The organism is Algimonas porphyrae, assembly GCF_041429795.1.
Lineage (GTDB): Bacteria > Pseudomonadota > Alphaproteobacteria > Caulobacterales > Maricaulaceae > Litorimonas > Litorimonas porphyrae.
In genome coordinates, this window is the sequence record NZ_CP163424.1 from 279,554 (window position 1) to 304,990 (window position 25,437).

General features: G+C 58.9%; 31 protein-coding genes, 1 tRNA gene and 1 pseudogene. 24 read left to right on the forward strand and 9 right to left on the reverse strand.

Annotated elements, in window-relative coordinates; genetic code table 11:
* Positions 1-78 precede the first annotated feature (78 nt).
* From AB6B39_RS01320 to AB6B39_RS01335, 4 genes are all read left to right on the forward strand, one after another.
* Positions 79-843: an endonuclease/exonuclease/phosphatase family protein gene (locus AB6B39_RS01320; protein WP_284371065.1), complete on the forward strand. Its 765-nt coding sequence runs from the start codon at positions 79-81 to the stop codon at positions 841-843.
* 471 nt (positions 844-1,314) lie between these two features.
* Entirely contained in the window at positions 1,315-2,088 is a 774-nt protein-coding gene (locus tag AB6B39_RS01325) for a Crp/Fnr family transcriptional regulator (protein ID WP_284371067.1), read from the forward strand.
* Between the two features lie 213 nt (positions 2,089-2,301).
* Positions 2,302-3,069 carry a Crp/Fnr family transcriptional regulator gene (locus AB6B39_RS01330; protein ID WP_284371069.1) on the forward strand — a complete coding sequence of 256 codons (768 nt, stop codon included), beginning with the start codon at positions 2,302-2,304 and terminating at the stop codon, positions 3,067-3,069.
* Between the two features lie 9 nt (positions 3,070-3,078).
* Positions 3,079-4,122: a PAS domain-containing protein gene (locus tag AB6B39_RS01335; RefSeq protein ID WP_284371071.1), complete on the forward strand. Its 1,044-nt coding sequence runs from the start codon at positions 3,079-3,081 to the stop codon at positions 4,120-4,122.
* A 39-nt stretch (positions 4,123-4,161) separates the two neighbouring features.
* Here AB6B39_RS01335 and AB6B39_RS01340 read toward each other — a convergent pair whose 3' ends face one another.
* The 3 genes from AB6B39_RS01340 to AB6B39_RS01350 form a co-directional block, all read right to left on the reverse strand.
* On the reverse strand, positions 4,162-4,875 hold the full coding sequence (locus AB6B39_RS01340) for a Crp/Fnr family transcriptional regulator (RefSeq protein WP_284371073.1): 714 nt from the start codon (positions 4,873-4,875) through the stop codon (positions 4,162-4,164).
* A 210-nt stretch (positions 4,876-5,085) separates the two neighbouring features.
* On the reverse strand, positions 5,086-5,280 hold the full coding sequence (locus AB6B39_RS01345) for a hypothetical protein (protein ID WP_284371075.1): 195 nt from the start codon (positions 5,278-5,280) through the stop codon (positions 5,086-5,088).
* A 112-nt stretch (positions 5,281-5,392) separates the two neighbouring features.
* Entirely contained in the window at positions 5,393-5,674 is a 282-nt protein-coding gene (locus AB6B39_RS01350) for a DUF5710 domain-containing protein (protein WP_284371077.1), read from the reverse strand.
* A 167-nt stretch (positions 5,675-5,841) separates the two neighbouring features.
* On the opposite strand from AB6B39_RS01350, the gene AB6B39_RS01355 reads away from it, so the two are divergent.
* The 4 genes from AB6B39_RS01355 (at position 5,842) to AB6B39_RS01370 (ending at position 9,393) form a co-directional block, all read left to right on the forward strand.
* Positions 5,842-6,279 carry a response regulator gene (locus AB6B39_RS01355; protein WP_371398677.1) on the forward strand — a complete coding sequence of 146 codons (438 nt, stop codon included), beginning with the start codon at positions 5,842-5,844 and terminating at the stop codon, positions 6,277-6,279.
* A 153-nt stretch (positions 6,280-6,432) separates the two neighbouring features.
* Positions 6,433-7,176 carry a Crp/Fnr family transcriptional regulator gene (locus AB6B39_RS01360; RefSeq protein ID WP_284371081.1) on the forward strand — a complete coding sequence of 248 codons (744 nt, stop codon included), beginning with the start codon at positions 6,433-6,435 and terminating at the stop codon, positions 7,174-7,176.
* Between the two features lie 94 nt (positions 7,177-7,270).
* Complete coding sequence (locus tag AB6B39_RS01365) at positions 7,271-8,407, forward strand: sensor histidine kinase (RefSeq protein ID WP_284371083.1); 1,137 nt, start codon at positions 7,271-7,273, stop codon at positions 8,405-8,407.
* Complete coding sequence (locus AB6B39_RS01370; protein WP_284371085.1) at positions 8,404-9,393, forward strand: PAS domain-containing protein; 990 nt, start codon at positions 8,404-8,406, stop codon at positions 9,391-9,393. The genes AB6B39_RS01365 and AB6B39_RS01370 overlap by 4 nt, the downstream gene beginning before the upstream one ends.
* Positions 9,394-9,423: 30 nt before the next feature.
* Here AB6B39_RS01370 and astD read toward each other — a convergent pair whose 3' ends face one another.
* The 4 genes from astD to AB6B39_RS01390 are packed head-to-tail and all read right to left on the reverse strand — an operon-like array spanning position 9,424 to position 14,403.
* Entirely contained in the window at positions 9,424-10,791 is a 1,368-nt protein-coding gene (gene astD / locus AB6B39_RS01375) for a succinylglutamate-semialdehyde dehydrogenase (protein WP_284371087.1), read from the reverse strand.
* Positions 10,788-12,059 (reverse strand): hydrolase, encoded by a 1,272-nt coding sequence (locus AB6B39_RS01380; RefSeq protein ID WP_284371089.1) that lies wholly within the window; start codon positions 12,057-12,059, stop codon positions 10,788-10,790. Before AB6B39_RS01380 ends, astD begins: the two co-directional genes overlap by 4 nt.
* On the reverse strand, positions 12,059-13,402 hold the full coding sequence (locus tag AB6B39_RS01385; protein ID WP_348520173.1) for an N-succinylarginine dihydrolase: 1,344 nt from the start codon (positions 13,400-13,402) through the stop codon (positions 12,059-12,061). Before AB6B39_RS01385 ends, AB6B39_RS01380 begins: the two co-directional genes overlap by 1 nt.
* Before the next feature lie 26 nt (positions 13,403-13,428).
* Positions 13,429-14,403, reverse strand: coding sequence for an arginine N-succinyltransferase (locus AB6B39_RS01390; RefSeq protein WP_284371093.1), 975 nt, complete (start codon positions 14,401-14,403; stop codon positions 13,429-13,431).
* A 275-nt stretch (positions 14,404-14,678) separates the two neighbouring features.
* Here AB6B39_RS01390 and AB6B39_RS01395 point away from each other — a divergent pair, with 275 nt between their 5' ends.
* Complete coding sequence (locus AB6B39_RS01395) at positions 14,679-15,659, forward strand: universal stress protein (protein ID WP_284371096.1); 981 nt, start codon at positions 14,679-14,681, stop codon at positions 15,657-15,659.
* A gap of 91 nt (positions 15,660-15,750) precedes the next feature.
* Positions 15,751-16,887, forward strand: a complete 1,137-nt coding sequence (locus AB6B39_RS01400) for a serine hydrolase domain-containing protein (RefSeq protein ID WP_284371098.1) — start codon at positions 15,751-15,753, stop codon at positions 16,885-16,887.
* Between the two features lie 32 nt (positions 16,888-16,919).
* Here AB6B39_RS01400 and AB6B39_RS01405 read toward each other — a convergent pair.
* Both AB6B39_RS01405 and AB6B39_RS01410 read right to left on the reverse strand, forming a co-directional pair.
* Positions 16,920-17,002 (reverse strand) — tRNA-Leu (locus tag AB6B39_RS01405).
* A 404-nt stretch (positions 17,003-17,406) separates the two neighbouring features.
* On the reverse strand, positions 17,407-18,054 hold the full coding sequence (locus tag AB6B39_RS01410) for an XRE family transcriptional regulator (protein ID WP_284371100.1): 648 nt from the start codon (positions 18,052-18,054) through the stop codon (positions 17,407-17,409).
* Between the two features lie 122 nt (positions 18,055-18,176).
* On the opposite strand from AB6B39_RS01410, the gene AB6B39_RS01415 reads away from it, so the two are divergent.
* The 14 genes and pseudogenes from AB6B39_RS01415 (at position 18,177) to AB6B39_RS01480 (ending at position 25,428) form a co-directional block, all read left to right on the forward strand.
* Positions 18,177-18,497: a helix-turn-helix domain-containing protein gene (locus AB6B39_RS01415; protein WP_284371102.1), complete on the forward strand. Its 321-nt coding sequence runs from the start codon at positions 18,177-18,179 to the stop codon at positions 18,495-18,497.
* On the forward strand, positions 18,497-19,090 hold the full coding sequence (locus AB6B39_RS01420) for a hypothetical protein (protein WP_284371104.1): 594 nt from the start codon (positions 18,497-18,499) through the stop codon (positions 19,088-19,090). The genes AB6B39_RS01415 and AB6B39_RS01420 overlap by 1 nt, the downstream gene beginning before the upstream one ends.
* On the forward strand, positions 19,087-19,314 hold the full coding sequence (locus AB6B39_RS01425) for a hypothetical protein (protein ID WP_284371106.1): 228 nt from the start codon (positions 19,087-19,089) through the stop codon (positions 19,312-19,314). Before AB6B39_RS01420 ends, AB6B39_RS01425 begins: the two co-directional genes overlap by 4 nt.
* Positions 19,311-19,550: pseudogene (locus AB6B39_RS01430) on the forward strand (DNA-binding protein); the annotation flags it as partial. The gene AB6B39_RS01425 and the pseudogene AB6B39_RS01430, both read left to right, overlap by 4 nt.
* Positions 19,551-21,485 (forward strand): transposase family protein, encoded by a 1,935-nt coding sequence (locus tag AB6B39_RS01435; RefSeq protein ID WP_284371108.1) that lies wholly within the window; start codon positions 19,551-19,553, stop codon positions 21,483-21,485.
* Positions 21,482-22,201: a hypothetical protein gene (locus tag AB6B39_RS01440; RefSeq protein WP_284371110.1), complete on the forward strand. Its 720-nt coding sequence runs from the start codon at positions 21,482-21,484 to the stop codon at positions 22,199-22,201. The genes AB6B39_RS01435 and AB6B39_RS01440 overlap by 4 nt, the downstream gene beginning before the upstream one ends.
* A complete protein-coding gene (locus AB6B39_RS01445) occupies positions 22,198-22,842 on the forward strand; it encodes a hypothetical protein (protein WP_284371112.1) in 645 nt (214 codons plus the stop codon). Before AB6B39_RS01440 ends, AB6B39_RS01445 begins: the two co-directional genes overlap by 4 nt.
* Positions 22,839-23,231 carry a hypothetical protein gene (locus AB6B39_RS01450; protein ID WP_284371114.1) on the forward strand — a complete coding sequence of 131 codons (393 nt, stop codon included), beginning with the start codon at positions 22,839-22,841 and terminating at the stop codon, positions 23,229-23,231. Before AB6B39_RS01445 ends, AB6B39_RS01450 begins: the two co-directional genes overlap by 4 nt.
* A complete protein-coding gene (locus AB6B39_RS01455) occupies positions 23,228-23,593 on the forward strand; it encodes a hypothetical protein (RefSeq protein WP_284371116.1) in 366 nt (121 codons plus the stop codon). The genes AB6B39_RS01450 and AB6B39_RS01455 overlap by 4 nt, the downstream gene beginning before the upstream one ends.
* A gap of 29 nt (positions 23,594-23,622) precedes the next feature.
* A complete protein-coding gene (locus AB6B39_RS01460; RefSeq protein WP_284371118.1) occupies positions 23,623-24,141 on the forward strand; it encodes a host-nuclease inhibitor Gam family protein in 519 nt (172 codons plus the stop codon).
* Complete coding sequence (locus AB6B39_RS01465) at positions 24,138-24,401, forward strand: DUF2312 domain-containing protein (RefSeq protein WP_284371120.1); 264 nt, start codon at positions 24,138-24,140, stop codon at positions 24,399-24,401. Before AB6B39_RS01460 ends, AB6B39_RS01465 begins: the two co-directional genes overlap by 4 nt.
* A complete protein-coding gene (locus AB6B39_RS01470; protein ID WP_284371122.1) occupies positions 24,394-24,651 on the forward strand; it encodes a hypothetical protein in 258 nt (85 codons plus the stop codon). Before AB6B39_RS01465 ends, AB6B39_RS01470 begins: the two co-directional genes overlap by 8 nt.
* Before the next feature lie 13 nt (positions 24,652-24,664).
* Positions 24,665-25,114 (forward strand): hypothetical protein, encoded by a 450-nt coding sequence (locus AB6B39_RS01475; protein WP_284371124.1) that lies wholly within the window; start codon positions 24,665-24,667, stop codon positions 25,112-25,114.
* Positions 25,111-25,428, forward strand: coding sequence for a hypothetical protein (locus tag AB6B39_RS01480; RefSeq protein ID WP_284371127.1), 318 nt, complete (start codon positions 25,111-25,113; stop codon positions 25,426-25,428). Before AB6B39_RS01475 ends, AB6B39_RS01480 begins: the two co-directional genes overlap by 4 nt.
* The last annotated feature ends 9 nt before the right edge of the window (positions 25,429-25,437 follow it).

The following is a 25,437-nucleotide window of genomic DNA, read 5'->3' on the forward strand; positions in this document are numbered from 1 at the left end:
AACGGCTAGCGGGGCTGCGGGTTCCTGTTTTCGTCGAATTGTGTTGGCAGAACAGACAAGGAGGACGACAGGACCGATATGCGCCAATCCTTCACCGTACTGTCCTACAATATACAAGCCGGTATCGGGACGCAGCGCGCCCATCATTATGTCACGCGGGCCCATCATCAGGTGATCAGCACGAAGGCCAAGCGCGAACGGTTGCGATCGATCGGCAAATTCATTGCCGGGTTCGACATTGCCTGCCTGCAGGAAGTCGATCCGGGGGGGCGCCGGGCGGGTTTCAGCAATCAGGGCGATATTCTGAGCGAAGCCAGCGGCCATCCGCATCATGTCTATCAGGAAAACCGGGCCGTCCGGGCGATTTCCCGTCATGGCAATGCCATTCTGTCCCGCGTCCCAATCGTCAGTTGCGAGGATCTGAAACTGCCTGGACGTATTGGCGGGCGCGGCGCGCTGCTGGTCGAATTCGATATGGAACCTGCGACGATACTGGCCTGCGTCCACCTCTCGCTAGGGCCTGACGATCAGCGCGAACAACTCGAATATCTGGCCGATGAGATGGACAAGCCCCGCTATGGCCGGGCGCGGAAGATCGTCTGCGGTGACATGAATTGTGCGGCCCGATCCGGCCCGCTATCCCGCTTCTCGGAAGTCAGCGGATTACGTCCGATCACGGGAGCCCCGCATAAGACCTACCCGTCTTGGACACCGCGACTGGGGCTAGACCATATTCTGACCGACGACACGACGATCGATCACCAAGTCACGGTGGAAGCGGCCAGCTTTTCGGATCATCTTCCCGTGTCTGCCCGGTTTCAGGCCTCAAGCCTGCCAACGTAAGGCATATGCGATGTCGGTGCGAAGCATGGATCACCCAAACGAGACCGGGCCCGGTCATATGACCAGGCCCGGTTATGGGTGAGATCCGCAAGGGAACGGGGAAGGCCATAACGGATCTCGTATCAGTGCATGTCGCCACTTTCGACCGGACTGATGGATTTTTACCTACGGGATTACGGCGCCGCATACGATAACCACAGATACGGCTTTGCGGCTCAGACCGCGTGAATGTCCGTCAACACATCTGTTTTTATCCTAGATAAAGAAGTTTTCGTCCAATTTTGCTGGAAATTACAGGTTGGAGGCCTGCGAATTATCATTAGTTAAGAGCGATTCGCGCTTTTCCTGTTATAGAATAAGAAAGATGCGTCGGTTTTGACGTCATCAAACGGGAACATTTTCGCACCTAACCTCTGAACGGGCACTGCTGGAGCGCAGTGCGAGGTCGCGCAGCGAGACTAAGATTTTATCATGGGCACGACACGCCAAAGCCTCGCCAATTCGCTTGTAGAGCCTGCGTCATTCCGCAAGCTTGCCGCTCTGTCCGACATCTCGCGGGAGGATCTTCAAGCCCTCTCTTCCATGCCCTATACCGACATTGCGGTGGGGCGTAATCGCTCCCTGATCGATCCGCTCAACGATCCGCTTAAATGTTTCGTCGTTGCGACGGGCTGGGCCTATTCCTTTGCGGTCATGCCCAATGGGCGGCGCCAAGTCTTTCACATCTATCAGGAAGGCGATTTGATCGGCTTCGAGGATCTGATGTTCAGCCGGAACGTCTTTCCGGTGACGGCCATCACGAATTGCCGGCTTGCCAATATCAGAACGGACCAGATGCGGTCCTTTCTGTCACGCAATGTCCGACTGTCATCCTATCTCTATGCGATGAGCAACCTCAATCAGGTTGTCCTGATGGACCGCATGCAGGCGATTGCTCGGCTCGAGCCCAAGCCACGCATGGCGCACTTCCTGCTAGAACTGATGAGCCGGACGCGGGTAACGTCCGATTTCCATAATGGTCGCCGGGGCCGGTCCATGGTTTTCAACCTGCCAATGCGCCAGGGTCTGATTGCCGATTGTGCCGGGATGAGCGCTGTTCATGTCTCCCGCACACTGTCCTGGTTTGTCGAGGACGGTCTGATCTCACGCCCGGCACGCCATATTTTCGAAGTGCATGATGAACAGCGTCTGCTAGATATGAGCGGCTTCAAGAACCGCTACGAGACCATTACACGCATGAATTGACACGACCATCGGCTGCAGAGCTCACGCCGCATTGCTTTTTGATCCTGCGGCGCCTCTGAAATCTTATTATCGATTAAACCATTGCAATTGTTGACTGCAGGCAATCTGCGAGACTTAACGTGTTATAATGACACTCGCCTGATTTTACATCATGGGAGCCGAATGCAGCGCAGTTTGGACGGAAACTGCTTCGGGAGACGACAGTACCAGACCATGCATCCGCTTATTCGTAAAATTTCTCATTTCGCCGATATTTCGGCTGACGAAGCCGATATGCTTCTTGGGCTGTTCAGCCATGAACAGGCTTATGCCGACGGTGATGCAGTCTTCTCGGCCGATACAGAGCAGTCGACCTTCTTCGTTGTTTTGGAGGGGTGGTTCTATTCCTTTTCAATCCTGCCGGACGGCGCGCGTCAAATTCACGATGTCTACCATGCCGGTGACGTGATCGGCCTCGATCATCTATCCTGGTCCCGATCGACGATCTCCGTCTCAGCCGCGTCAGATGGCCGCCTCGCAGCCGCCCCACTGACACCTGCCCGGCGTGTCATGTTCCGCAATCCCCATCTCTCCGCGATCTTCTACAGCCTTCACATGCTGACGAATGTTCAGTTGCTGGACCGGATCACGGCGATTGCCCGGCTTGGGGCCTATGAAAGCCTGGCCTATTTCCTGTCAGACGCGACGGCGCGGCGACGCATGATTTCCGCCGACTACCCGTCTGAACTCTACTTGCCTTTGTCACAGAAATTCATCGCCGACTGCCTCGGCCTGAGTGCCGTTCATGTCTCCCGGCAATTCAACAAGCTGATCGAGAACAAGCTGTTGCGGCGGCTTTCGCGCTCCTCTATCCAGATTCTGGATGAAGACCGTCTTCGCAAGATCAGTGATTATCAGGACCGCTATGCCAATCTTGATCGTCACCGCTTCGAACGCGAGCTCGGACGGGCACTGGCGGGGCATCATGGACAGAGCGAATAGACAAGGCCGATGAGCACGACACGAGATATCGTGTTGGATGCCGATCCGCCCGATCTTCGTATGGATATGTCGGGCTTCTTCCGCACGACATCCATTTCGTTCGTCGTGGCCGACCCGAATCTGCCCGATACCCCTATTGTCTACGTCAATCGCGCCTTTGAGCTGACGACGGGTTATTCCTACCGTTACGTGGTGGGTCGCAATTGCCGTTTTCTTCAGGGACCGGATACGGACCCTGACGCTGTCAAGAATATTGCCATCGCCCTGTCACGCGGCGAAGGCGTGCGCCAGAAACTGCTCAACTACCGGGCGGACGGCTCATCCTTCATCAATGATCTGGTCATCACGCCGATCCACGATGCCGACGGGAAACTGGCTTATTTCGTCGGCGTGCAGCGCGAATTGCAGCCCAACGATAATGGCCTTCAGGATGAATTGAGAAGCAAGACGATCGATATTGTCCGGCAGCAGGTGCAGATCCACCTCTCCGTCGTCATGGAGTTATCCCGGCTTCATGCCGATGACGAGCGTGACGATGGCCCAGTTGATTTCGTCAGCCTGCTGCGCCGACTGGAAATCCTCGATCTTCTTTATGCCAATTTGAATGAGAGTTCGCTGCGCAAGGAATTGCTCGATGCCGGGGCCTATGTCAGCCAGATCGCGGCGAAACTCGTCGCCAAAAGACCGCAGGCCGGCATCCGTATCAATATCTCCACCGAGCCCGCGATCGTTCCACTGGATATTGCCGTACGTCTGGGGGTCGTCTTGGCCGAGTTGTTGGAATCGTCTCTGGAAACCTCCTTTTCAGGCATGGATTCCGGAAATCTGGAAGTGTCGCTCGCCAATCTCGATGACCGGCTGGAACTAACCGTTTTCGATGATGGTCACGGGGATCCGAGTGCTTCTGAGTGGCTTGAAAGCGGAGACTTGACGTTGCGGGTCATCCGGCGGCTTCTCGATGATTTGCACGCCACCATCCGTGCGCCAGCCGTTGATCAGGGTCGCGAAATTATTGTCTCCGTTCCACTCGGACCGCGTGACATGCGGCCATAGGCAGATTGCGGGACAGGCCTTGGCCTGCGCGAAAGCGGATTAGTCGACCGGATCCAGCGACATGCCGCAAATCTCCGACAAAGCGTCGATATCTCTGACAATGATGCGGTTGCGGCCATAGTCGATCAGACCTTCCTTTCGGAATGCGCTCATCAGCTTGGAAATCGATACATTCGTTAGTCCCAGCATATTGCCGATTTCTTCCTGCGTCATAGGCAGGCGGATTGTCTCGTCCACGCCGCTGACACCAGCCTGACGCGCGACTTCGACGATGCGCAGCATGGCGAAGGCCAGTCGGCCTCGTGCAGGTAGCTGGCCCAAGGCCGTAATGTGGCGCTGCATGCGTTGTGACTGATGCGAGAGCGCACGGTTAAGCCATTGCGAGAGCTTTTCGTCCTGCGCGCACAGGGCTTGTAGCTGGTCGATCTCGATCCGATAGGCGCGCACATTTTGGAGTGCGATCGCTGCATAATCGTCCTGGTTCAAGCTTGTCAGGCGCGTGATTCCGGCGATGCTGCCCGGCCCGAGTATATCCAGAATCTGCGTATCGCCAGTTTCGATCGACAGTTTCGAAACGGCCCAACCCTCGGCGATCAGATAGACGGCATCCAGCGTCTGGCCACTCGCAATGATGGACCGACCGCGATCGATCGTCGCCAGTCTGTGCCGCGAAAGGGGCAGGCCGGCGACCAGTTCTTCAGGCAGGGTTGATAGAACAGGGTCCGTTTGATGGGTGTCGTATGCGAGTGTCATATAAAATAGCGCTCAGGTAGAATGCTGCGAAATCGATCGGACAGATTTTTGTAAAAAGTCTGTTTCATGATCACAACGTCCTAATCGCCGGTTCCGTTCCATGAGCGCCTTGAGCCCCGAACACGCGGGGTGGCAACCATACCGAGTTGCAAGGACGCCTGAAGCCAGGAAACAGAGTGTCCGATCGATGGTTGCGGTCGATAAAGAGCCTTAGGCGAAGCGGTTCCCTTCGGGCAGGTCCTGTTCGCCGGCTCCACCACTATCGGTTTCGCTATCGTCGTTGAGCGCGGGGGAGCTGGTCATGTCAGCGGCATTGGCTTCATCCCGCATCGCCTTGGCATCGGCTTCGGTCGATTTGTCCGTCGTCTTTTTCGTCAGATCGGGGTCGGTCTTACTGGCACACATGGTCATAGCCTCTCGTTGAACGTCTCCAACTCTACGCCTGCCCGGCAGAACTTGTTCCCGTCAGCCCAAGGCATACTCTCAACTCCGGTGCGCGCCTGCGGCCCAAAAGGGTCTAGGCCAGCAGGGATAATTGTCCCTGCGACGTCTGGGACGCGTCCATGTGCGGTCCAGTCTGCGAACCCGTGTGTGATCCGGGGTGCGATCCCGCCATCAGCGCCGACGGCATAACCAGCGTTCGCGACGATGCAGTCGAGGCCTGACGCCAGCTATAGACCTTGGCCAGAGCCGAGCCGGGCGGACAATACCAGCGTTTGACAGACGCGTCCCAACGCGCACCGAGCCGTTTTGCCATCTCGCGGTCTTTATAGGCCACATTGATATATCGTTTTGTCACAGCCATTCCTTTCAAGACAGGAACAGAACATAATAAGAACATCTGTCCGTTACAAGGAATAAATTCTTAAGCTCTGCCAATGTGAACCCCCTGAAACTGGCTGAGCTAAGGGCGACGAGACCACTTCCGGTCTTTGATCTATTTATAATTCAGCTATCTATCGATCCTTGGCCCGTGTATGGTCACCACTGGCCACCGGCGATATCATCATGACTGAAGACGCGGCAGATTTAGGCAATAAACGCATACGGGTTCTCGTTGTCGAAGACGAACCGCTGATCGCGTTCGATCTGATATCGGAAATCGAATCCGGCAATCACGACGTCGTCGGCCAATGCGCGACGGCGGCCAAGGCCATATCCCTGGCCGAGACACTCAAGCCCGACATCATCGTCATGGATATCGGCCTGATGGGTCAGGCAGACGGGCTGGATGCAGCTCGCGAAATTCGCACACGGTTCGGCATTGGCTGTATTTTCGTTTCGGCGACACTGGACCGCGTCGCGCCCGAACAGTGGCATGAAATCGATCCCGTTGCGCTTATTCGCAAACCCTATCGCGATGACGCTCTGGACAAGGCGATTTCGCGGGCGGTCACGGGGTAGGCGCGATTCCAGTGAAATCTTGATCTGAATCGCCTAAACCGGCCGTATTCCGCTTGATATTTTAACATCAGATAATATTTAGCGCGTCTCAGGGGAGCAGACTGACACGGTCCAGACATCACCGTCTGGTCGCAAAAATGCGAGTGTGCCCAGATGGACGATGCGAAATTACAGCTGCAAGCTCTTTTGCCGACAGCCATCCGTCATCGGCCCTGGATCGATTCCGTTTCCCTGCGCGCACATGAAATTGATGGCCATCAGGCCCTGATCCGGGCTGGTGGATCGCCACAAAGGCTCTATTTCGTCGCCAAGGGATGGTTGAGTGGCTCGACCCTATTGTCGCAAAAACTCCGTCCGATCAGCAGCCTGCATATTCGCGGTGACACGATCGGCCTGACCTGGCTGTCCGCCCCTAATCCGGTCGAAGACGTTTCGACACTGACGCCCGCCGAACTGATCAGTGTCCCGATGGCGGAATTCCGTGACTGGCTCAGCCGGGATACCGTTCTTGGCGAATTCGTCATGCGCGAAATCGTGCGCAGCATGATGAACCTGCAGATCATGTCCGCCGTCGCGGGTCACATGAAGGCCCCGGACCGGCTGGCCTATTTCCTGTTTATCATGCTCAAGCGCTGCCGCCGCAGTTTCAACACATCGCTGACCACGCTTCAGCTGCCCATGACGCAGGAAGAGATCGGTCGTCTTCTGGGGCTGACCAACGTGTCGGTCAACCGGGCCTTCCGGTCGCTGGAGGCGGAGGGCCTGATTCAGACGGGTCGCCAGACAGTCATGTTTCACAATGAGGCTGCGTTTGCCGAACGGTTCGACCTGGATACGCGTCCTGCACTGATCGACCAGCTTGTCGGGGCTCAACTCGACCTGACGGATGCCGCCTGATTGATGGGTTGTCTGGCAAAGTAGCGTGTGCCGGGGTGCTGACCGGGCGAAGTTAGCGTTCGCGCGACCGTTCGAAACAGTCTAGGCTGGGTCCATGACGACCCCGCCAGCTCACGATCTGGCGACATGGCAGACAGCGTCAGAGGATCACACCGTGCCGGACGATCAAGACGGACAGCAGACGGATATCGCCGCCAGAGAGCAGCTGGAGCGACGGCGACTGGCACGCCTGATCGAAGCGCTGCCCATCTTCTCCGGGCTGCTCTCGGTCGATGGTCAGTTAATGGAAACGCACCCGCAAACCCGTGAAGCCTTTCTGTGGGACCTTCCCAGTTTTGCCTATGACCATGACTCGATCACGCAAATCGTCGATCTCTGCGAGCGGGCCGCAGCCGGTGAACGCGTGCAGATCGAACGCCCCTATCGTCGCTCGACTACGACAGCCGCTGATCAGTTCGGGCGGGGGTTGCTGACGCTGACACCCGTCCGCGACGAAGGCGATCATATCGAGGAACTGACTGTCACCTTGATCGACTGCGACGATAATGGGCTGGGTCTTCGCGACGGACAGGTTCGAAACCGCCTGGCTACGACCAATCTGCGGATCGAGAACATGCTGAGCCTGGCGCAGACCGTGATCGAGGCCTCCGCCGATGACATACCGACGCGTCAATCGCGCGATCAACTCCGCGACCGTCTGACCCTGAGGCTGGATGCACTCGCCAGCGTGATCGATATCATCAGCGACCCGGAACGCCAGGACTGGCCCCTGCAGGCGTTGATCCGCATGTTGTGCGAAGACCTGCCCGACGCCTTGCAGCAGGGCCGGTTGCAGCTGAACGAAATAGACGGCGACATAGCGATCGAACATGTCCCGCTCATGACCCTTCTATTGTTCGAACTGGTCAGTAATGCGCGTCGCTTCGGGGCCTGGCGCGATGACGGCAAAGGGCGAGCGGGCACAGTTTCCATCCAATCGGATGTCGTCGACGATCATGACGGGCGGACGTTACGATTGCACTGGACGGAAGATGGCGGCCCCCCCGTGCCCGCCGACTTGGGCCGTCGCTTCGGCTTCACCTTGGCTGAGCGCCTGTTCCCGCAGATCACTGGCGGGACGGCGCGTCTGCTGAACGCCGAAGACGGGCTGTCCTGGACGTTCGAACTCCCGGTCCGGGCTCTGGATGTGCCGCTGGCGAGCGATTTCGGCTTTGACGGTTATCCCGCATGAGCGGCCCTGTCATCGTCCGGCCGCGAGCCTTCCGGTCCCCAGAGCGCAAGGCGCGACTGCTGCTGGCGAGCCTGCCCATCTTCGCGGGTCTGCTGTCGAAGGACGGAACCGTTCTGGAATGTAATTTCGCGCCGCTCGGGGGGCCGCTGGATACACGACCTGACTGGATCGGGCGGCCATTCGAACGCGGGCCCTGGTGGGATTATTCCGAGGAATCACGCGCGGACATTCTGATCATGCTGGGACGCGCGCAGCGCGGCGAACGCGTCGCTCGCGAACGCCTCTATCGTCGTCCAGACGGACAGATGGGCGTTATGATGCTCACCCTCGTTCCGCTTTTTGCGCCCTATGGACAACCGGATGCGATCCTCGTCATGGCGGTCGATGTCACGGAACGACGGCGTGAGCGGGACACGGCAGAACGGATCGCCTTCGACATGGCGCACCGCTTGCGCAATAGTTTCACGATCATGCGAACCCTGGCGACACGCTCCGATCTGGAGGATACTGACGGTCGGACGGCCCTGTCCCGACGCCTGTCGCGCGTCCGTGACAGCCACAGCGTGGCCTTTCGCTATCTGTTTTTCGACGTGCCGATCCAGAATGTTGTCGAAGCGGCGATTGATGATCAGGACCGGTTGAGCCGTTATGAATTCGATCCAGTCAGCGTTCCCGTGGATTATGTGGAGATGCTGATGCTGGCGCTGGGCGAACTGGCCCGAAAAGGCGAAGCGGCAGAGCTTTTCTGCCTGCGGCGCGGCGACAGGCGGCTGCGTCTCCAGTGGCGCGAATCTACACCACGCGCGGATGCCGACTTACCGGCAGGTCTGTCACATGTGCTCGTCAAAACCATGCCGGAACAGCAGAGCGGCGGCCAGGTTCAGATCAGGAACGATCTGAACGGCTTTTTCTGGCTGTTCGATTGTCCGCTGATTCACCCCGATCTGGACGAAACGCCCACAGGTGACAACACTGCCGCGCCATAGGCGCGGCCCGAACCTGCTTGTCGCTGTCTATCAGAAATTCGGCAGGGCCGGGCTGTGCGGTGTCGATGCGATCTGGCTGGCCTGAGGCCAGGCACAGTAATCCGCCGCATAATAGGCCCCCGGTCGGAAATTCCCGGATAGACCCGGTCCGCCAAACGGCATGGACGATGCGGCGCCCGTTGTCGGCTTGTTCCAGTTCACGATTCCGGCGCGCAAACGCGGGCGGACATGATCCCAGAGGTCCGGATCATCACTGACAAGGCCGGCGGCCAGACCGAAGTGGGTCGCATTGGCACGTGCAATCTGCGCCTCGATACCATCGACCCGGTAGACCTGCAGGAAGGGCGCAAAAATCTCTTCGTCCGGCGCGTCGCAATCCGTCACATCCATCAGACCCGGCCGCAGGAACGCCCCGTCTCGCGTCAGGCCCACGAGCGACCGACCGCCACATTCCGCCAGATCAGCCTCGAACGCCATGGCTGCTTTCGCTGCCGCTTCCGAGACGACGGAGCCGATGAAGACATCCGCATCCGGCGCACCGATCCTCATCGCTGCAATCCTTGCAGTGATCCGGTCCAGAACCGCATCCCCGAACGCGCCTGTGGGCAGGATCAGGCGGCGAGCGCAGGAACAGCGTTGCCCCGCAGAGATGTAGGCTGAGACGGTCGCAATATCCGCAGCCGCGTCGACATCCGCTGCATCGTGAATGATCAACGGATTGTTGCCCCCCATTTCCAGCGCCAGAATCACATTTGGACGCCCCGCAAAATGTCTGTGAAAGAATGTTCCGGTCGTCGCGCTGCCTGTGAACAGCAATCCGTCAATGTCCGCGTCCAATAACGCCGCCCCCGTATCGCGTCCGCCTTGCACAATGTTCAGCACGCCGTCTGGCAGGCCCGCCGCGGCGGCGATGTCGGTGAAGATATCCCCCAGGCTCGGCGCCAGTTCGCTCGGCTTGAAGACAACACTGTTTCCGGCCAGCAAAGCCGGAACGATATGTCCATTGGGCAGATGACCCGGAAAATTGAAAGGGCCGAACACGGCCATGACCCCGTGCGGATGGTGATGCAGCGCCATCGCGTCGGACTGCGTATCCCCCGCCCGCTCGGCCTGGGCCCGGATCGAGTGACCGACCTTGGCTGCCATCGCACCCGCTTCGGTCCGCGCTTCCCACATGGGCTTGCCGATTTCGTCCGAAATGGCGCGGGCGATCACCTCTGTCCGGGTCGTGATTTCACTCGCCCAGCGTTCCATCATGGCGATGCGCGCCGACACGGGCGTCAGGGAGAAAGCATGAAACGCTTCACGGGCTTTCCCGACGGCTGAATTCACGGCGTCAGGGGAAGCGGCCTCACCCTCCCAGACGGTTTCGCCCGTGACCGGGTTGATACTTTTCATGACATCAGCTTCTTGATCGCGGGGCCGTCCATGCGGCCATCCGCAAGACGGTTGAGGATCAGCGTCGCGAGCCCGGCCCGTTCCGACAGACTGTCCACCACCATGAATTCGTCGGCGGAATGGATACGTCCGCCGCGTACACCCAGCGTGTCGATATTGGGAGTGCCTGCCGCGAACACATTATTGCCTTCGCACACGCCGCCCGTGTCCTTGAAGACGAGGTCCAGCCCGATACCCTTAGCCGTTTCGCGCACCTCGCCGATCAAGCGGTCCTGCGCGGCGTTGCGCGGCTTGGGCGGGCGGTAGAAACCGCCATGCACATGCGCGGTGATGCCGTCGCGCTGCAAGGTCTCCTCCAGCGCGGCCATGATCTGGCTTTCGGCCCATATGGCCGCGTCCGGATCGGGTGCGCGAGAGCCGACCCTTAAGACGGCATTATCCGGCACGATGTTGACGGCTGCGCCGCCATCGACACTGCCGACATTGAAAACCACACCGTCACGCATCCCCATCAGCGCTTCGACTTTCAACGCCATCTCGCAGGCGGCCCAGACGGCAGATCGCCCTTTTTCAGGCTCCCGGCCCGCATGGGCGGAGCGACCGCGAAACACGATGTCCCATATACCCGATCCCTTGCGGGCCCCGGCCAGCGCGCCGTCTTCCATGGCGGGCTCGAAGGTCAGCCCGATATGCGCCTTGGCCGCGGCGGCGCGCAGAAATGCATCGGACGCGAAATTGCCCGTTTCCTCATCCGGTGTCAGAATGACCGTATAGCCGAGCCTGTCCGTCTGCCCATGCGCTTCGAACGTCTTCAGCGCTTCGATCATCACGCAGATCCCACCCTTCATGTCCGCGAGGCCAGGCCCGTTCAGCTTGCCCTCCCCCATATCGGCGATGTCGGTGAAGGTGCCCGGCGGGAAGACCGTATCATAGTGACCGGTCAGCACGATCTGCACCGGCGCGTCCGGACGCTGCACGGCGCGCAGAACCGGCCCGGTGTAAAAAGCGTCGGTTTCGCCCTTGGCGTTGATCTTTTCGATTGGCGGGGTGTCGACGACCTCCACCGCCGCGCCGGTCTCTTTCAGTGCATCGGCAATGGACGGTGCCAGCTGTTTCAATCCGTCCGCATTCCAGCTGCCCGTATTGACCTGAGCCCAGCCGAGCACCCGGTCCAGCATCGCCGCCTGTCGCGAAGCGACATGATCGAGCGCGGCCCGATCAGCCGCATTCAGCTCAGCCAGCTTCCCGGATGTCGTTAATGGGAGCATCAGGCGTCCTTCTGGAAGTCATAGAGGTTCGGCAGATCCAGCGCTTGCGTGATCGCATCCAGTGCCGCGCGCGATTCGGTCAGAAAGGCCGGGTCGGCAATATCGTCGAGGGTCAGACTGTCGCGATAATGTGTCCGCACTACGGCGCGCAGCGAATCCAGCTTTGCCGCCGTAATCACCACGCCCTGATGCATGGCGGCCATCGCCGGTTCGCTCATCGCCACGCGCAAACGCAGACAGGCCGGTCCCCCACCATTGCTCATGCTCTGGCGCAGGTCGAGATAATGCGCGGCGTCGATAATGCCGTCATCCAGCAGGCGGTCGACATAGGCTTTCGCACTCGGCGTCTCTTCTGTCTCGGTCGGCAGGATCATCGCCATCTTGCTGCGCCCCTTCGCGTCCGGCGGCAGCGTCACCAGCTGTGAGTTGAAAACATAGGAAGAGACAGCATCACCGATGGGCATGTCCGCGCGCGCGAAGCGCGGCGCGAAACCGAGCGGCTCACAAGCTCGCGTCAGCGCGGCCTCCATCGCGTCCGGCGCTTCAAATGCCAACGCGTGATAGAGCATCATATCTTCGTTCACCACGCAGACCACGTCATTATGGAAAGCGCCGGCATCGATAGCGGCGGGATTCTGACGCAGGAAATGGGCGGTCGACAGCCCATGGCGGCTGGCGAGCGCATGAACGGATTCCAATGTCTGGCGTGCGGGGAAGGTCGGATCGTCGTCGCTGGCATTGAGCGCGGCGCGGCCATAGACGAAGACCTCCAGCCCGGCATCGCCGTGGCTTTTGCAGAAGCGGTTATGGTTCGCGGCCCCTTCATCGCCGAGCATCGGATTCATCGGCAGAGCGTCATGCACGGCGAAGTGAGTGTCGTCGTGAAAGATCCGGCGCAAGGTCCGTGTTGTCTGGCCATGTTCCATCGCCCGGTGCGGCATGGAGATCAGGTTGGCAGGCGTGAAATGGACCCGACCGTCCTTCGTATCCGCGGCGGGCGAGACGGTCGCGGCATTGGCCGTCCACATGCAGGACGCCGAGCTGGCATTGGCGAGCAATGCCGGGTTCACGCGGTGGGCCAGAGACAGAATATCGGCATCCGACCCGGTGAACCCCAGCGCGCGCAGAAAGCCGATACGGGGGCCGTCATGCGGCGGTAGAACGCCTTGCGGCAGGCCGAGATCGAGCAGCCGCTCCATCTTGTCGAGACCCTGCAGCGCGGCCGCACGCGGGTTGGACGTCCGCCCTTTATGCGTGGCCGAGGCGATATTGCCCCGGCTCAATCCGGCATAATTGTGGGTCGGGCCGACCAGCCCGTCAAAATTCATTTCGCGCGTCGTCATAGCGATCATTCAGCCCTGTCTGCGTCTCAGCCTCGCCGGTCCTGAGCCAGCGCAATCCGTGCGGAGCCCAGCGGTTCAGCCGCAGCATTGAGCGTCCCGGCGGCAAGATCGCCCGTTGTCAGTGTCGCCCGGAAATCCGCGCCCTGTCCGGTGAAGGCCAGCAGGCGCTGCAGCCCGTCACCATAACCTGTCATGTCGCGCACTGTCCGGGCAATCAGCGTTGCCCCGATCCGGCACTGAATGGCAGGGCCACCATCGAAAATGTCGCACAGTTCCGTGTCTTCGAACCCGGCCCCCATCAGCAGGTTCATCGCACCGCGCGAGATTTCGTGGGGTCGCCCCGCACAAATGCGCGCCGCGTCCGGCAACAGGTTCATCAGGATCGGCAGGCTTGGCAGCAATTGAACGATGAAGCGCCCGTCGCTGGCGGACAGGCGATCGGCAATATCGAAGTCCGTCTGAATGAATTTCGAGGTCAGGTGATCCCAGAACGGGCTGTTGCCCTGATCGTCGACCCATCCGCGAATATCCGCCATCAGCCGCATCGCAAACAGCTCCTGATGGTTCTCGATAAAGCAGAGCCGTCCCAGCGACAGCAGACGCGCCACCCCCTTGCCGCGCGCTTCCGGTGCCAGAAAGATCGACGCCAATTCGGTATAGCCGTCGAAATCGGTCGTCAGTTGTAGCGTTTCATAGTCAGTCCGCAGATTGATCTGGGATGCCCGGCGGGCATGGCGCGAGCGTTTGAAGGAATAGAAGGGGCGCTCAATGCCCAGACGCGGAATGATGCCTGAGATGCCCATGACCTGCCCGTCCCGTTCCACGACGAAGAGCAGACGGTTGGCCTGACTGTCGCCAGCCAGAAAGCGGTGGGTCGCCGCAATATAGTCATCGACCCGCGCCTGCGATCGCGGCACGGTCGTCAGTCCGGCATCAGCGGTTGACGTAAAACGGGCGATGGCTTCGGCGTCATCGGATGTGGCGAGGCGAAAGATGTCCAAGGGGAGAACTCGTCGCTTGCGTCCGCGAGCCGGTCCGTTGGGGCACAGCAGTCGAGGGGACGTAACGCCTTACTATCGGGGTCTCGCTTCGACTTCAAGCTTTGCCAGGAAAAGGTGACGCAGGGCACAATGACGGGGGTCTTCATATGCAACGCCTATAGGCGGAATTCGTCATGTGAAATTTACGGTCGAGCACAGTACGGCTAGGCTGGCTGTCACTTTCCCGACGCCATCGACGGAGCCGCCGGGGACGAACCCGATGCAAGATGGAGGTTATGATGCGCCTGTTTTCCAACGTCCTTTATGTTGTTGGCCCAGATGACGCCGCGCCCGCATTGGCGCGCGCCATATCGCTAATGCGCGAAGAGGGCGCGACGCTGACGCTCGTCTCCGTGGTCGAAACCATGGTCAGCGGATCACCGTCAGGGACGTTCCACGACGAACTCGCCGAGGCTTTCAACGCGTTGCGTCATAAGCGCCTCGATCATCTGAAGCTGGTCGCCGCCGGTGTGCCGGACGGCATCGAAACGGTCTGTGAAGTCATGGATGGCCGGGCCTATATGGAAATCATCAAACGGGTTCAGCTCTACCGGCATGATCTGGTGGTGGCGACCGTGTCCGAGGACGGCAGCCCCGCCAACCGGCTCTTCGTCAGCGAAGACATGCAGTTGCTGCGCAAATGCCCTTGTCCGCTGCTCCTGCTCAAGCGCGCGAGCGTGGGAGCCTTTGCCAGCGTGATGGCAGCTGTGGATTTCGATCATGCCGACCTGCTCAATACGGAGGAGGCCGGGCACCATCTCAATGACGACATTGTCGACCTGGCCGTCGTGATCGCGGATCAGGATAAGAGCGATTTGCACATCGCCAATGTCTTTACCGTGCCGGGTGAAGGCGCAATGATCGCCGGATGGATCCCGATGGCGCCTGAGAACCTGTCTGATTATGCAGGCCGATGCGAGGCTGCCGCGTCGGAGATGCTGGACCAGTTGGTCCAGGCCAGCGAGACCCGTCTCGATCTGGATCTGTTCGCGTCGAACCGGATCAAAACCCATATCGTCAAAGGCCGCGCCCGCGCCGAGATACCGGCCCTGGCCGACACGCTCGGCACGGATCTGATTGTCATGGGAACGATCGGACGCGTCGGCATTCCGGGCTTTCTGATCGGCAATACGGCAGAGACCATTCTTGGCGCCATCGACTGTTCCGTTCTGGCCTTGAAACCGGACGGCTTCGAAAGCCCTGTCTCGCCGGGGTGAGGTCGGACCGGAGGGGTTTCCGCGGTCGTTGCATGCATCCGATACATGGCGTAAATAAATGTGTGTGCTCGCCTCTCCCAAAACGCCCTTTATGCGCAAAATAGCTCTGATTTTCGGTCTGATGACCTTATGGGCCTGCGGCGCAGAGGCCGTTGATCCTGAAGCTGCATCGACACCGGCGTTCGACGTCTCGAAAACAACAGCCCAACTTCAGGATCATTGCGACGCAGATCGCTTTTCAGGGATCGTAATGGTGGTCGATCGCGACCGTACAGTTTATGAATATTCCTGCAGCGGGTCCGCACAAACGGCTGCCGCCATTAATGCCGACACCGTTTTCAAGCTGTTTTCGACCAGCAAGCAGATGACGGCGACGATTATCCTGCAACTCGTCGACGAGGGGCAATTGTCGCTCGATACGCCTGTCGACACCTTTTTCGAGGCATCGCCGCCCGGATGGAACGCTGTCACCGTCGGCGATCTTCTGGTCCATGCATCCGGCATTCCGGACCTGACAAACGGTCTGCTGGAACAATTCGAACTGGGTGAAACCGACCACGCGAAAGCGGTTCAGGCCGCCATAAAAAAGGCCGGGCCCCTTGCGCAGACAAAGGGAACCGGAAACTGGCAATATAGTAATTTCGGCTATGAGATGCTGGCCACGATTGCATCAGACATTATCGGTGCCGATTTCGGTGAAATCGTCGCCACCCGTGTTTTTGATCGTGCGGGAATGACAACTGCCTCCGTTGAGAGCATTGATCCCGAAGCAACCGCATTGCAGGCCATAGACAATCCGCGACTGATTCAGGGTTACAATGGTGAGCCGGGAGCGCGGACCGAGGCCCTCAGCTATTCCTTCGTCCAGCAAGGCGCCGGCGCCGTTCACGCATCAGGCAATGATCTTGCGGCCTATTTCCGGGCCCTGACGGATGGACGTCTCCTGACGGAAGCTGCCCGGGCCACGCAGAGAACGCAGACCATGCCACTCAATGACACTATGACCGTGATCCCGGGTTGGTTCGTCGGTGATATTCATGGTCTGGAAATGCTCAGCCATTCCGGCGGCAATAATGGCTATATTTCATGGTTCGGCATGGTTCCCGACCGTGATCTCGCAATAATCATGCTGAGCAATTATGGTGACGCCCCGACACGCGCCATCCGGACAGATTTGATGGACGAGCTTTTCAAGGCGGATGTCTCTGAAGACGGCGTCGATCAGTAAAGCCGACGAAACGAAACCGCTGGAAATACGCGTACCGGTGGTCGGACTCGAACCGACACGTCCCAGGGACACGGGATTTTGAATCCCGCGTGTCTACCAATTCCACCACACCGGCGCGCGGGTCAGGCTCTTAAAGTCATCTACGCAAGCGTCAACGGCCAAGGGCATTCAGGCGTGTGCAATTGTAACCAACAGTAATAGGTGTCCAAAGGCTGGACTTGGCAGGACCGGACGGGACTTGGCAGGACAAGATTGAAACTATTGAGGAATTTGACAGTCTGACGGCGTGGGAGATGGAAGGCCGAAAACAAGAGAAGATGACCAAAAAAGCCGAAACATAATAATAGGTGTCCGAAGCGGCATCTCTCAAGTGGCGCTCAAGTCCCATTAAAACCTAGGAAAAGGCCGCGGGTTAGATTTTGGAAAGGTTACCATTTGAGCTGCAACGGTAATCTTCACCTAAGATACTGAAAAACAATAACTTGGCAGAATTTCAAGCGGTTGGAACATGACCGCTACTCATACCCAGTTTCCAATGAACTTTATTATGCCGATGAGCTTCATGTTTACGCTTTCGGGAGACTCGATTTCCTGATCGATATATGCCTCGTTATCGGACTGAATAAGTAGCCCTCCGCCGAGGATTTTCTGGATGCGTTTCACATAAAGATCCCCGTCGATTGTGAAGGCATATATCTCGTCGCCATGGAACTCTTCTATGCCATGGTCGACAATCAATAATGCTCCTGGCCGGATCGTAGGAAACATGCTGTCGCCTCGCGACGTGATTACTGAGAGGTTTTCCGTTGATAGACCGACATGTTCCTGAAACCAATCTCGCTCGAATGCCACTGGAGCAATCTGGGGCTCCCCGTTGATAACTGCTCCGGCTCCAGCGGACGCCTCAATATCGAAACGTCGAATTAGAACGAGCTCCCCGCCAGCAACATCAACACTCGGAACACCATTCAGAATCCAGTTCAAATCTGACCCCGTCTCCTTAGCTATTTTGGCAACTATCGATGCCTTTAGATCCTGAGAGCCTGATAGCCATCGCTTAAACGATGAGACTGGATAGCCAAGTTCGTCCGCAAACTGGTCTTGCGTAACGCCTTCCGGAATTACGCTTTTGAGACGATCTGCAACACTTTTGAGACTTTCTCCCATAAAAGTATCATTTCCTTATTGACAGTACCACTTTTGGGACTATCCATCGTTTTATCTATTGAGGCTCACAGCACGACACCGGGCGCAATCGGGTTCGTGCCACGAGGGAAAGAAACGACGGCATGCACCAATCAGGCGACGCAACCAAAGTCGAGGCCAAGGAGTGGGACCGCGAGAGCATCAAGGCAGAGCTTCGTCGCCTAGGTTACTCGCTGGCGCGTCTGGACCGGATGCATGATTTCAAGCCCGGCTACTTTTCAGCCGTACTCGTGCAGCCTCTTCCCAGGGGCGAGAAGATCATCGCAGACATGCTGGGTGAAACACCCAGCTCCATTTGGCCTGACCGTTACGGGCCAGACGGGCGTCCCTTGCGGGGGCGCTTCCTTCCAAGAAACGACGTTCCGCAAACAAGGGACGCCCGTCAAGTCTCTGGTGCGGAATAATGGGTGTCTGCACAGTCACTCTCCCGAACGCGAAGGCCGCACAGGCCTGGTCCCGGCGGACAGGACTCGACGTCGGCGCTTACGCTGTTGTCATCGAGCCGCCGTTCGACAGACCTCTTGATGATACGCCCTTGGCCGCACTCGAGCGCGCTAGGACTTGGCTCGACGTGTCCGAGGGTTGCGGTCTCTCTTTGAAATTCGAAGACTATGAGATGTTGCAGTTCGAAGCCGTGTCGGCCTTCGAGATCCGCTTCATTGAGCGGGCGCTGAATTCTCAGAAACTTGATGATCTCAAGCAGCCCAGCTGCCCTGCTCTGTCACCCGAAGATTATGCCTTCGTCCTGACACTCGGCTTTGACGAGATCGGGCATGTCCAATGGCTGGTTGAAGAGGCTCTGAAGAAGAAGCTGTGCGCCGCCGATTTCATGCGCAGGCTCCGGCTCTCAATCAAGAACCGTCGCGAAGACCGGCTGGAGAAAGGCCTGCCGGAGCGAGAAGAGCAAGACTGCGCGACGGGACGGGCACGAGCCATCGCCCAACTCGGCGAACTCCTGAAGCGGTATCAGGGACTGTCGCTGGAGACAGAGGCATGAGCGGTCGGGGGGTCAAGCGCTGCGACGCAAAGTTCTGTCAGGACCGCATCGGTCGCGGTCAGCTGATGTGTCGCACACACTGGGCGATGGTCTCTAGGACGACACAGACACAGGTCAATGCTGCGTGGCGTCGATACAAAAAGCGGGAGATCGACATTTATGAGCTCGTCAGAGTTCAGAGCCTTGCAATTGACGAAGTCGCTAAGGCTGAGGGCGTCGAATGAGCGCGCTCAAGGCATATTACTCCGCGACTGAGATAGCAGCGTTTGGTCTACCGGGGCTTCCTAAGATGCAGCACCGCATCAAGGAAAAGGCTGCCCGAGAAGGATGGTTGTGCCGACCTCGCGAAAACCAAGGAGGAGGCGTCGAGTTTGCGCTGCCGCACTGGGCGCGCTTGCATCTGGCGACTGAGGCCGCACGGGAACGCTCCGCCAAGCGAAAAACGATCCAGAAGCCCCGTGTGAAGGACAAACGCATCGCTGATGCGCGCGGGCTGATCGTCTCGGAAATCGAAGCCTTCACGGCGGACGCCATGTGCGCGCCGAGTGCGGCTGCAAAAGCGGTCAAGGCGGCTTATGACGACCACTCCTTCATCGTGCCGAACTGGGCACGCGAGGCCATTCCAGGCTTCACAGTCCGGACCGCCATGCGCTGGCTGCGCGCCAAGGAAGAGGGCGGGTCCAAGGCGCTGTCGAACGCGAAGAAAGGCCCGAAGACGGGCAATATGTTCGACAATAATCCAGCGCTCTCAAGCTTCATTATTTCGCAGATCACAGGACGACCGCACCTGAAAACCAGCCTGCTGCGCGAGGGTATCATTGCCGCTGGGATCGAGCCCGTTCCCAGCCTGTCTGGGCTGCAGCAATGGGTCCGCAAGTGGAAAGCTGAACATGCGCGCGGAATGTTGAGGGTCTCTGACCCGGATGCGTGGCGCTCCAAATATGGCACCGCGTTCGGCTCGCGCTCCGAACATATCGTTAGGGTCAATCAGCTTTGGGAAATCGACGGCACAGTCTGTGACGTGATGTGCGTAACGCCGGAAGGTGGCTCCAAACGCTACGCACTGACGGCCATCGTCGATGTGTTTTCACGCCGGGCAAAGGTGCTGGTCAGCCGCCAGCCATCTGCCGTTTCGGTCGGGCTGTTACTTCGCAAAGCTGTGCTCGACTGGGGCCTTCCCGAAACCCTCAAATGCGATAACGGTAAAGACTATACGGCCACCTATATATCCCGGCTGGCGCTGGATATGGGCTTTTCCCTCGACTTCTGCGCCCCGTTCGATCCTGCTGCGAAGCCACATGTCGAGCGGTTTTTCGGCACGATGACGCGGCAGCTGTTCGAGATCCTGCCGGGCTATGTCGGACACAATGTCGCCGAGCGTCAGGCACTCAATAACCGCAAGGCCATGGCCGACCGGATGGGGCGTTCAGAACGTCTTATTGAGGCTAAGCTGGATGGTGGTGAGATTCAAAGCATCATCGATGCCTGGATCGAAACTGATTATCACACACGCACCCATGAAGCGCTGAAAACGTCACCGATGCTGCGGGCCCTTGATGGCGGCAACCCGGTTCTGATCGAAGATGAGCGCGCGCTCGACCTGCTGCTTGCGACATCACCCGGTACAGACGGCGTTCGAAAGGTCCTCAAGCGAGGCGTCAAGGCGCTTGGACGGACCTATATCGCCCAAGAACTGGGCGGCATGGTCGGCGAGCGTGTGTTCGTAAAGTTCGACCCCAGCGATCCGGCACGGATCTACTGCTATTCCGCTGATCGTGAGCGCTTTATCTGCAGCGCGGAAGACCCGTCGATGACGGAGGCTGACAGACAGCAGATCGCGCTCAATGCGAAGATCGCACAGAAAGACGAGGCGCGTCAGTTCGAAGCTGAAGTTCGAGCCGCACAGGATGCGTTCGATCCGGAAGACTTCGCTCCGTCCATCCTACGATCAAAGGCCCAGCACGCCTCCAAGATTGTGCCCTTCGTTCCAAACGTCATCCCTTTCAATCCCGACGCGGATCTGTCGGGACGGGATGTCGGTCCGGGTTTCGCCAGAGAGCGCGCAGCAGCCAACGGCGCACCGCGTGCGCCCGTTCCGACTGCTGCACCAGTCAGGGACGAGATGCCGGTCGAACGGATCGAAGCCATGGTCGCCGAACTGGACGCCAAAATCGAGCGCCCCGTCGAAACATGGATCCGTGATGACGGAACCGCTCGACCCGTCTTCGATGACGATGTCGCCTTTGCCCAATTCATTCAAACCGAGCCCGCACCCCACCCCGAGGACGTTGCGCTGCTGACCCAATACGTCAGCCAATCCGCTGCGCTTCAGCTGAAGCTGTCCATCGCCGGGCTCTCAACCTTCGTCACAGACATAACTGGAGTTGATTTGTGAGACATACGTTCTGCCGAGAAGTAAGCAATGCCGTCCGGTTCATGGACGGCGTCGAGACGCTGAAGGCCAGGGGAGCCGTCGAATCCAGCTGGATGCTGGTCGAGGCTGAACCGGGTCTCGGCAAGAGTTCTATGTTTGAATGGTATTCCGTTCAGGAAGATGTGCCGCTCGTTCGTGCCAAGGCTGACTGGACCGTCAACTGGATGCTCAAGGACGTTTCAGCGGCTCTCGGCATCGAAGCGAAAAGCTCCAGCAAAGCCAATTATGAGCAGATCATCAGTGAGCTGATGAATGGCGAACAGCTCCTCATGGTTGATGAAATAAACCATGCCGCCCGCCGCTTAGTCGTGATCGAGACACTCCGGGACATCACGGACATGACACAGACCATGCTGCTGACCGGCGGTCACAAGGGAACGCTATCGGTCCTGAAGCCGCACAAGCAGATCTATGACCGGATCGGCAATGTCGTCGAGCTGGAAGTCGCGAGCATTGCCGACATTAAGGCATTGTGTCGGACCCGCTGCGAGGTTGAGATCACCGATGAGGTCATCGCCGAAATCCATCAGCAGACGGGTGGTAATCATCGGCGCGTCATGAATGCGATCGCCAGGGTCGAAGCCCTTGGTCGCCGCCGTCGCGAGGCCGTCACTCTGCCGATGCTGAAAGGCTTGCGCCTGACACATGATAACCGTGCACGCGGAGCGAGCGCATGAGCGCGCCTTGCGAAACAGATGTCCGGCAGATGGACGTGTTGAAGCTCGTCATCGAAGGCACAGACTGCGACAGTTACGGCGTCACGCGGGATCTCGTCGCCCAGGAGCTCGGTCTGCGCGGATGCGATGCCAACCACAAACTTGGGCAGTTGATCAGGCGGGGGCTTATATGCGTCGCGTCTGTTGGACGGTATCGTCCGACTGAATCAGGCCGTGAGCTGCTCGCATCAGGTGGGACGATCCCGTCTGGCCCGATGCCGGATGCGCCGCTGAAAGATCGCCAGATGAGCAATCAGAGCCTGCGGGCACGGCTCTGGCGGGCCATGAAGCGAAAGCCGCGCTTTACCATTCCCGAGATCCTGACGCTGGCGTCCAATGACACGGATGGAAAGCCAGAGGACAATGCCCGAACCTATGTACGCGAACTCAAGCGCGCGGGCTATCTGACGGAACTGCCGCGCCGCGAGAAACGCGGTCGCGGTGGATCTTCTGTAAAGGTCTTCTGGCTGCGCGAGCATACAGGTCCCGAGCATCCACGTGTTCGCAAGAGGCAGGACGGTCCACCACGGCTCTATGATCCGAATAAGCGCGACTGGGTGCGCTGGATCGATGAGGATCCTGACGTGGGAGCCCCGTCATGAGCCCGGCAGCCAAGCAGACTGCGAGTGCGCTCGAGAAGGCGCGCGCCGCATGGAAGACATTACCAGACTGGGTTGAGGTGCTTGCTGGAGCCGTCGACGGCGAAGGTTCGACCGGTGATGTGGCGAGCCGGATAGGTTACAGTCCGAGCTCGATCTCCGGCGTGATCAATCGATCCTACACAGGGCGACTGGTTCATATCGAAACGGCGGTGCGCCAGACCTTGATGCGCGGGTCTGTCAGCTGTCCTGTCATGGGCATCATTACGGGCGAGCGTTGCAACAAGGCGCAGCGTGAAAAGCTGGTGCCAACCAATCCCATCAAAGTGAGGCTCTACAAGGCTTGCCGGAATGGCTGCCCGAATGCGCGGTCTGCGGGAGAGCCGTCATGAAGCAGGCTCCTGACACATCCCTTCTGGAAAAAGCTCTCGACAATCTAGGTCAGGGAATCGTCGCGCTCGAGCGATTACGGACGCGCATCGAGGCCGGGGAACCAGTCTCACCATCGATGCTGACCGGTACGCTGAAACTCGGCGTCAGCATCATGACGGCCTCAGGAACCGTCATCGAAGCGGCGGTCGATCAGGCTAATGGCGTGCCGACCCGCGCGCCACAGGGGAAGCTCGCTGCTGCAGAAGAAGCTGCTGCCAGAGCAGGCCTGCAAGTCATCGGTCGGGACGGAAAAATCATCAGAATTGGGCGTCGGGTTGAATCCTTTTCGGACCCGGCAGGCGGGTCCGACCGCGCCTCATGAGCGGTCATCAATCACACATGGAGAATATAGTGAGCAAGAGAGACAATAAAATATCAGGCGGAGCGCCGCAGTCGCGGGCCGAGGCCGAGGAATGGATGAGCCGCCTGCAGAAGGTCAATATCCGGATTCGCGACATCGATACGGATCTGCGCGAGCAATCAGCTGATCTGAAAGTACGGGCGGCGGCAAAGGTTGAGCCCTTCATCAATGAAAAGGAGATCATCTCCAAAGGTCTGTTTGCCTGGGCGGAAGCGAACCGGGATGCCCTCACGAATGGTGGCAAGACGAAAACCATCAAACTCGAAACCGGCACAGTCTTCTGGCGGCAGCAACCCGCCAAGGTGACCCTGCGCGGTGTCGACAAAGTCCTCGAATATCTGTCGAGCAACCGGCTCAGGCGCTTCATCCGCATCAAAAAGGAAGTCGATAAGGACGCCATGCTGCGAGAGCAGACAGTCGCCAGCAAAATTCCCGGCGTCTCGATCAAATCTGCTGGCGAGATGATCGAAGCCAAACCCTTTGAAGATACGCTGGAGGCCTCGTCATGATGAGTGAAGCCGACCGTCAGGAACAAATGGGCGATGCCACGCGCGAGAAATTGCGTCAGTTCATCGCCCGCATCGAGCGTCTGGAAGCCGAGAAGGCCGAACTGACGACGGATATCCGCGAGGTCTATTCTGAAGTGAAGGCCTTTGGTTTCGACACGAAAGTTCTCAGGAAACTGATCTCGCTTCGCAAGCAGGACGTCAATGAACGCTCCGAGCAGGAAGCCCTGCTGGATCTCTACATGGGAGGCCTCGATGACTGATCTGTATTCAAATGGGCCGTTCTGGAAAACGGTCGATACCGAGGACGGAGAGGGCGCAGGACCGGTCTATGTCGCGGTCGACCCAGCCTATTCCCCGAAGCCCTATGACGAGCTGACGAGCCATGAATGTAGCTTTCTCGTCGGAGAAGGGCGCGGTCGTGAGCAGATGGCCTGCGGACGTCCGACCGACACCGGTTCGATTTATTGTGGCCATCACCGCGCGCAGGCGGCGCGCGTGGCCTTCTGCTAGGATGGAGTAGGCCATGGCTTTCCAAGATGAACACGATGCCATGAGCGCAGCTATCACGGCGCTCGACCCGCTGGCCGATGCCATTGCGGCACGACTGGAGACGTCCGGTAATGCGGAGTCTCTTCGCCGCCTGACTGCACTGCTGACGGCTATCGTTCCGCACATTCTAAATGATGAGGGTCCGAGTATGCCGATCCTGCGAGAGGGTGAACCTGTGTTCATGCTCTGCGGCCGCGATCCCGTGGCCGCACCCTTGATCGAAGCCTGGGCTTACCTGCGCAGCGGTCATGTCGTCATGGCGCAGCGCAGCCTTGAACAGGTGATGTCGGCGGCATCGCACATGGAGTCGCAAGGGTCCGGCGATCCGCAGATCCTCTCCGCGTTCCGCATCGCGCGGGATTGCCGCGATTATCAATTGGAGATGGCGCTCGGTACCGGGCGCGCATCGACAGCAGACGGATGACGTCCAGCCGCAATCAGGGCGATGCCTCTTTGCTCGACTGGGCAGAGCGGCAGGCCCTGACTGCGGCTCTTCAAAAAGCCCGAGCCGAACGCGATGTCGCCCGCAAGGCCCTTCGCATCGCCGGACGGGGTCAGCGCCTCAGGGCGCGGACACGCTACCAGCGCGCCACGCACAGCGTTCTCGCACTGGAATTGAAAATCAATCGACTGACAGGGGGCGCGCCATGCGACCGGGACCGAACAACCGAAAATCCAGCTTTGGACGCGACCTGCTCAGCGCCGGTCTCGCCCTTGCCGTCATCATGGCCGCTATGATCGTGGGGC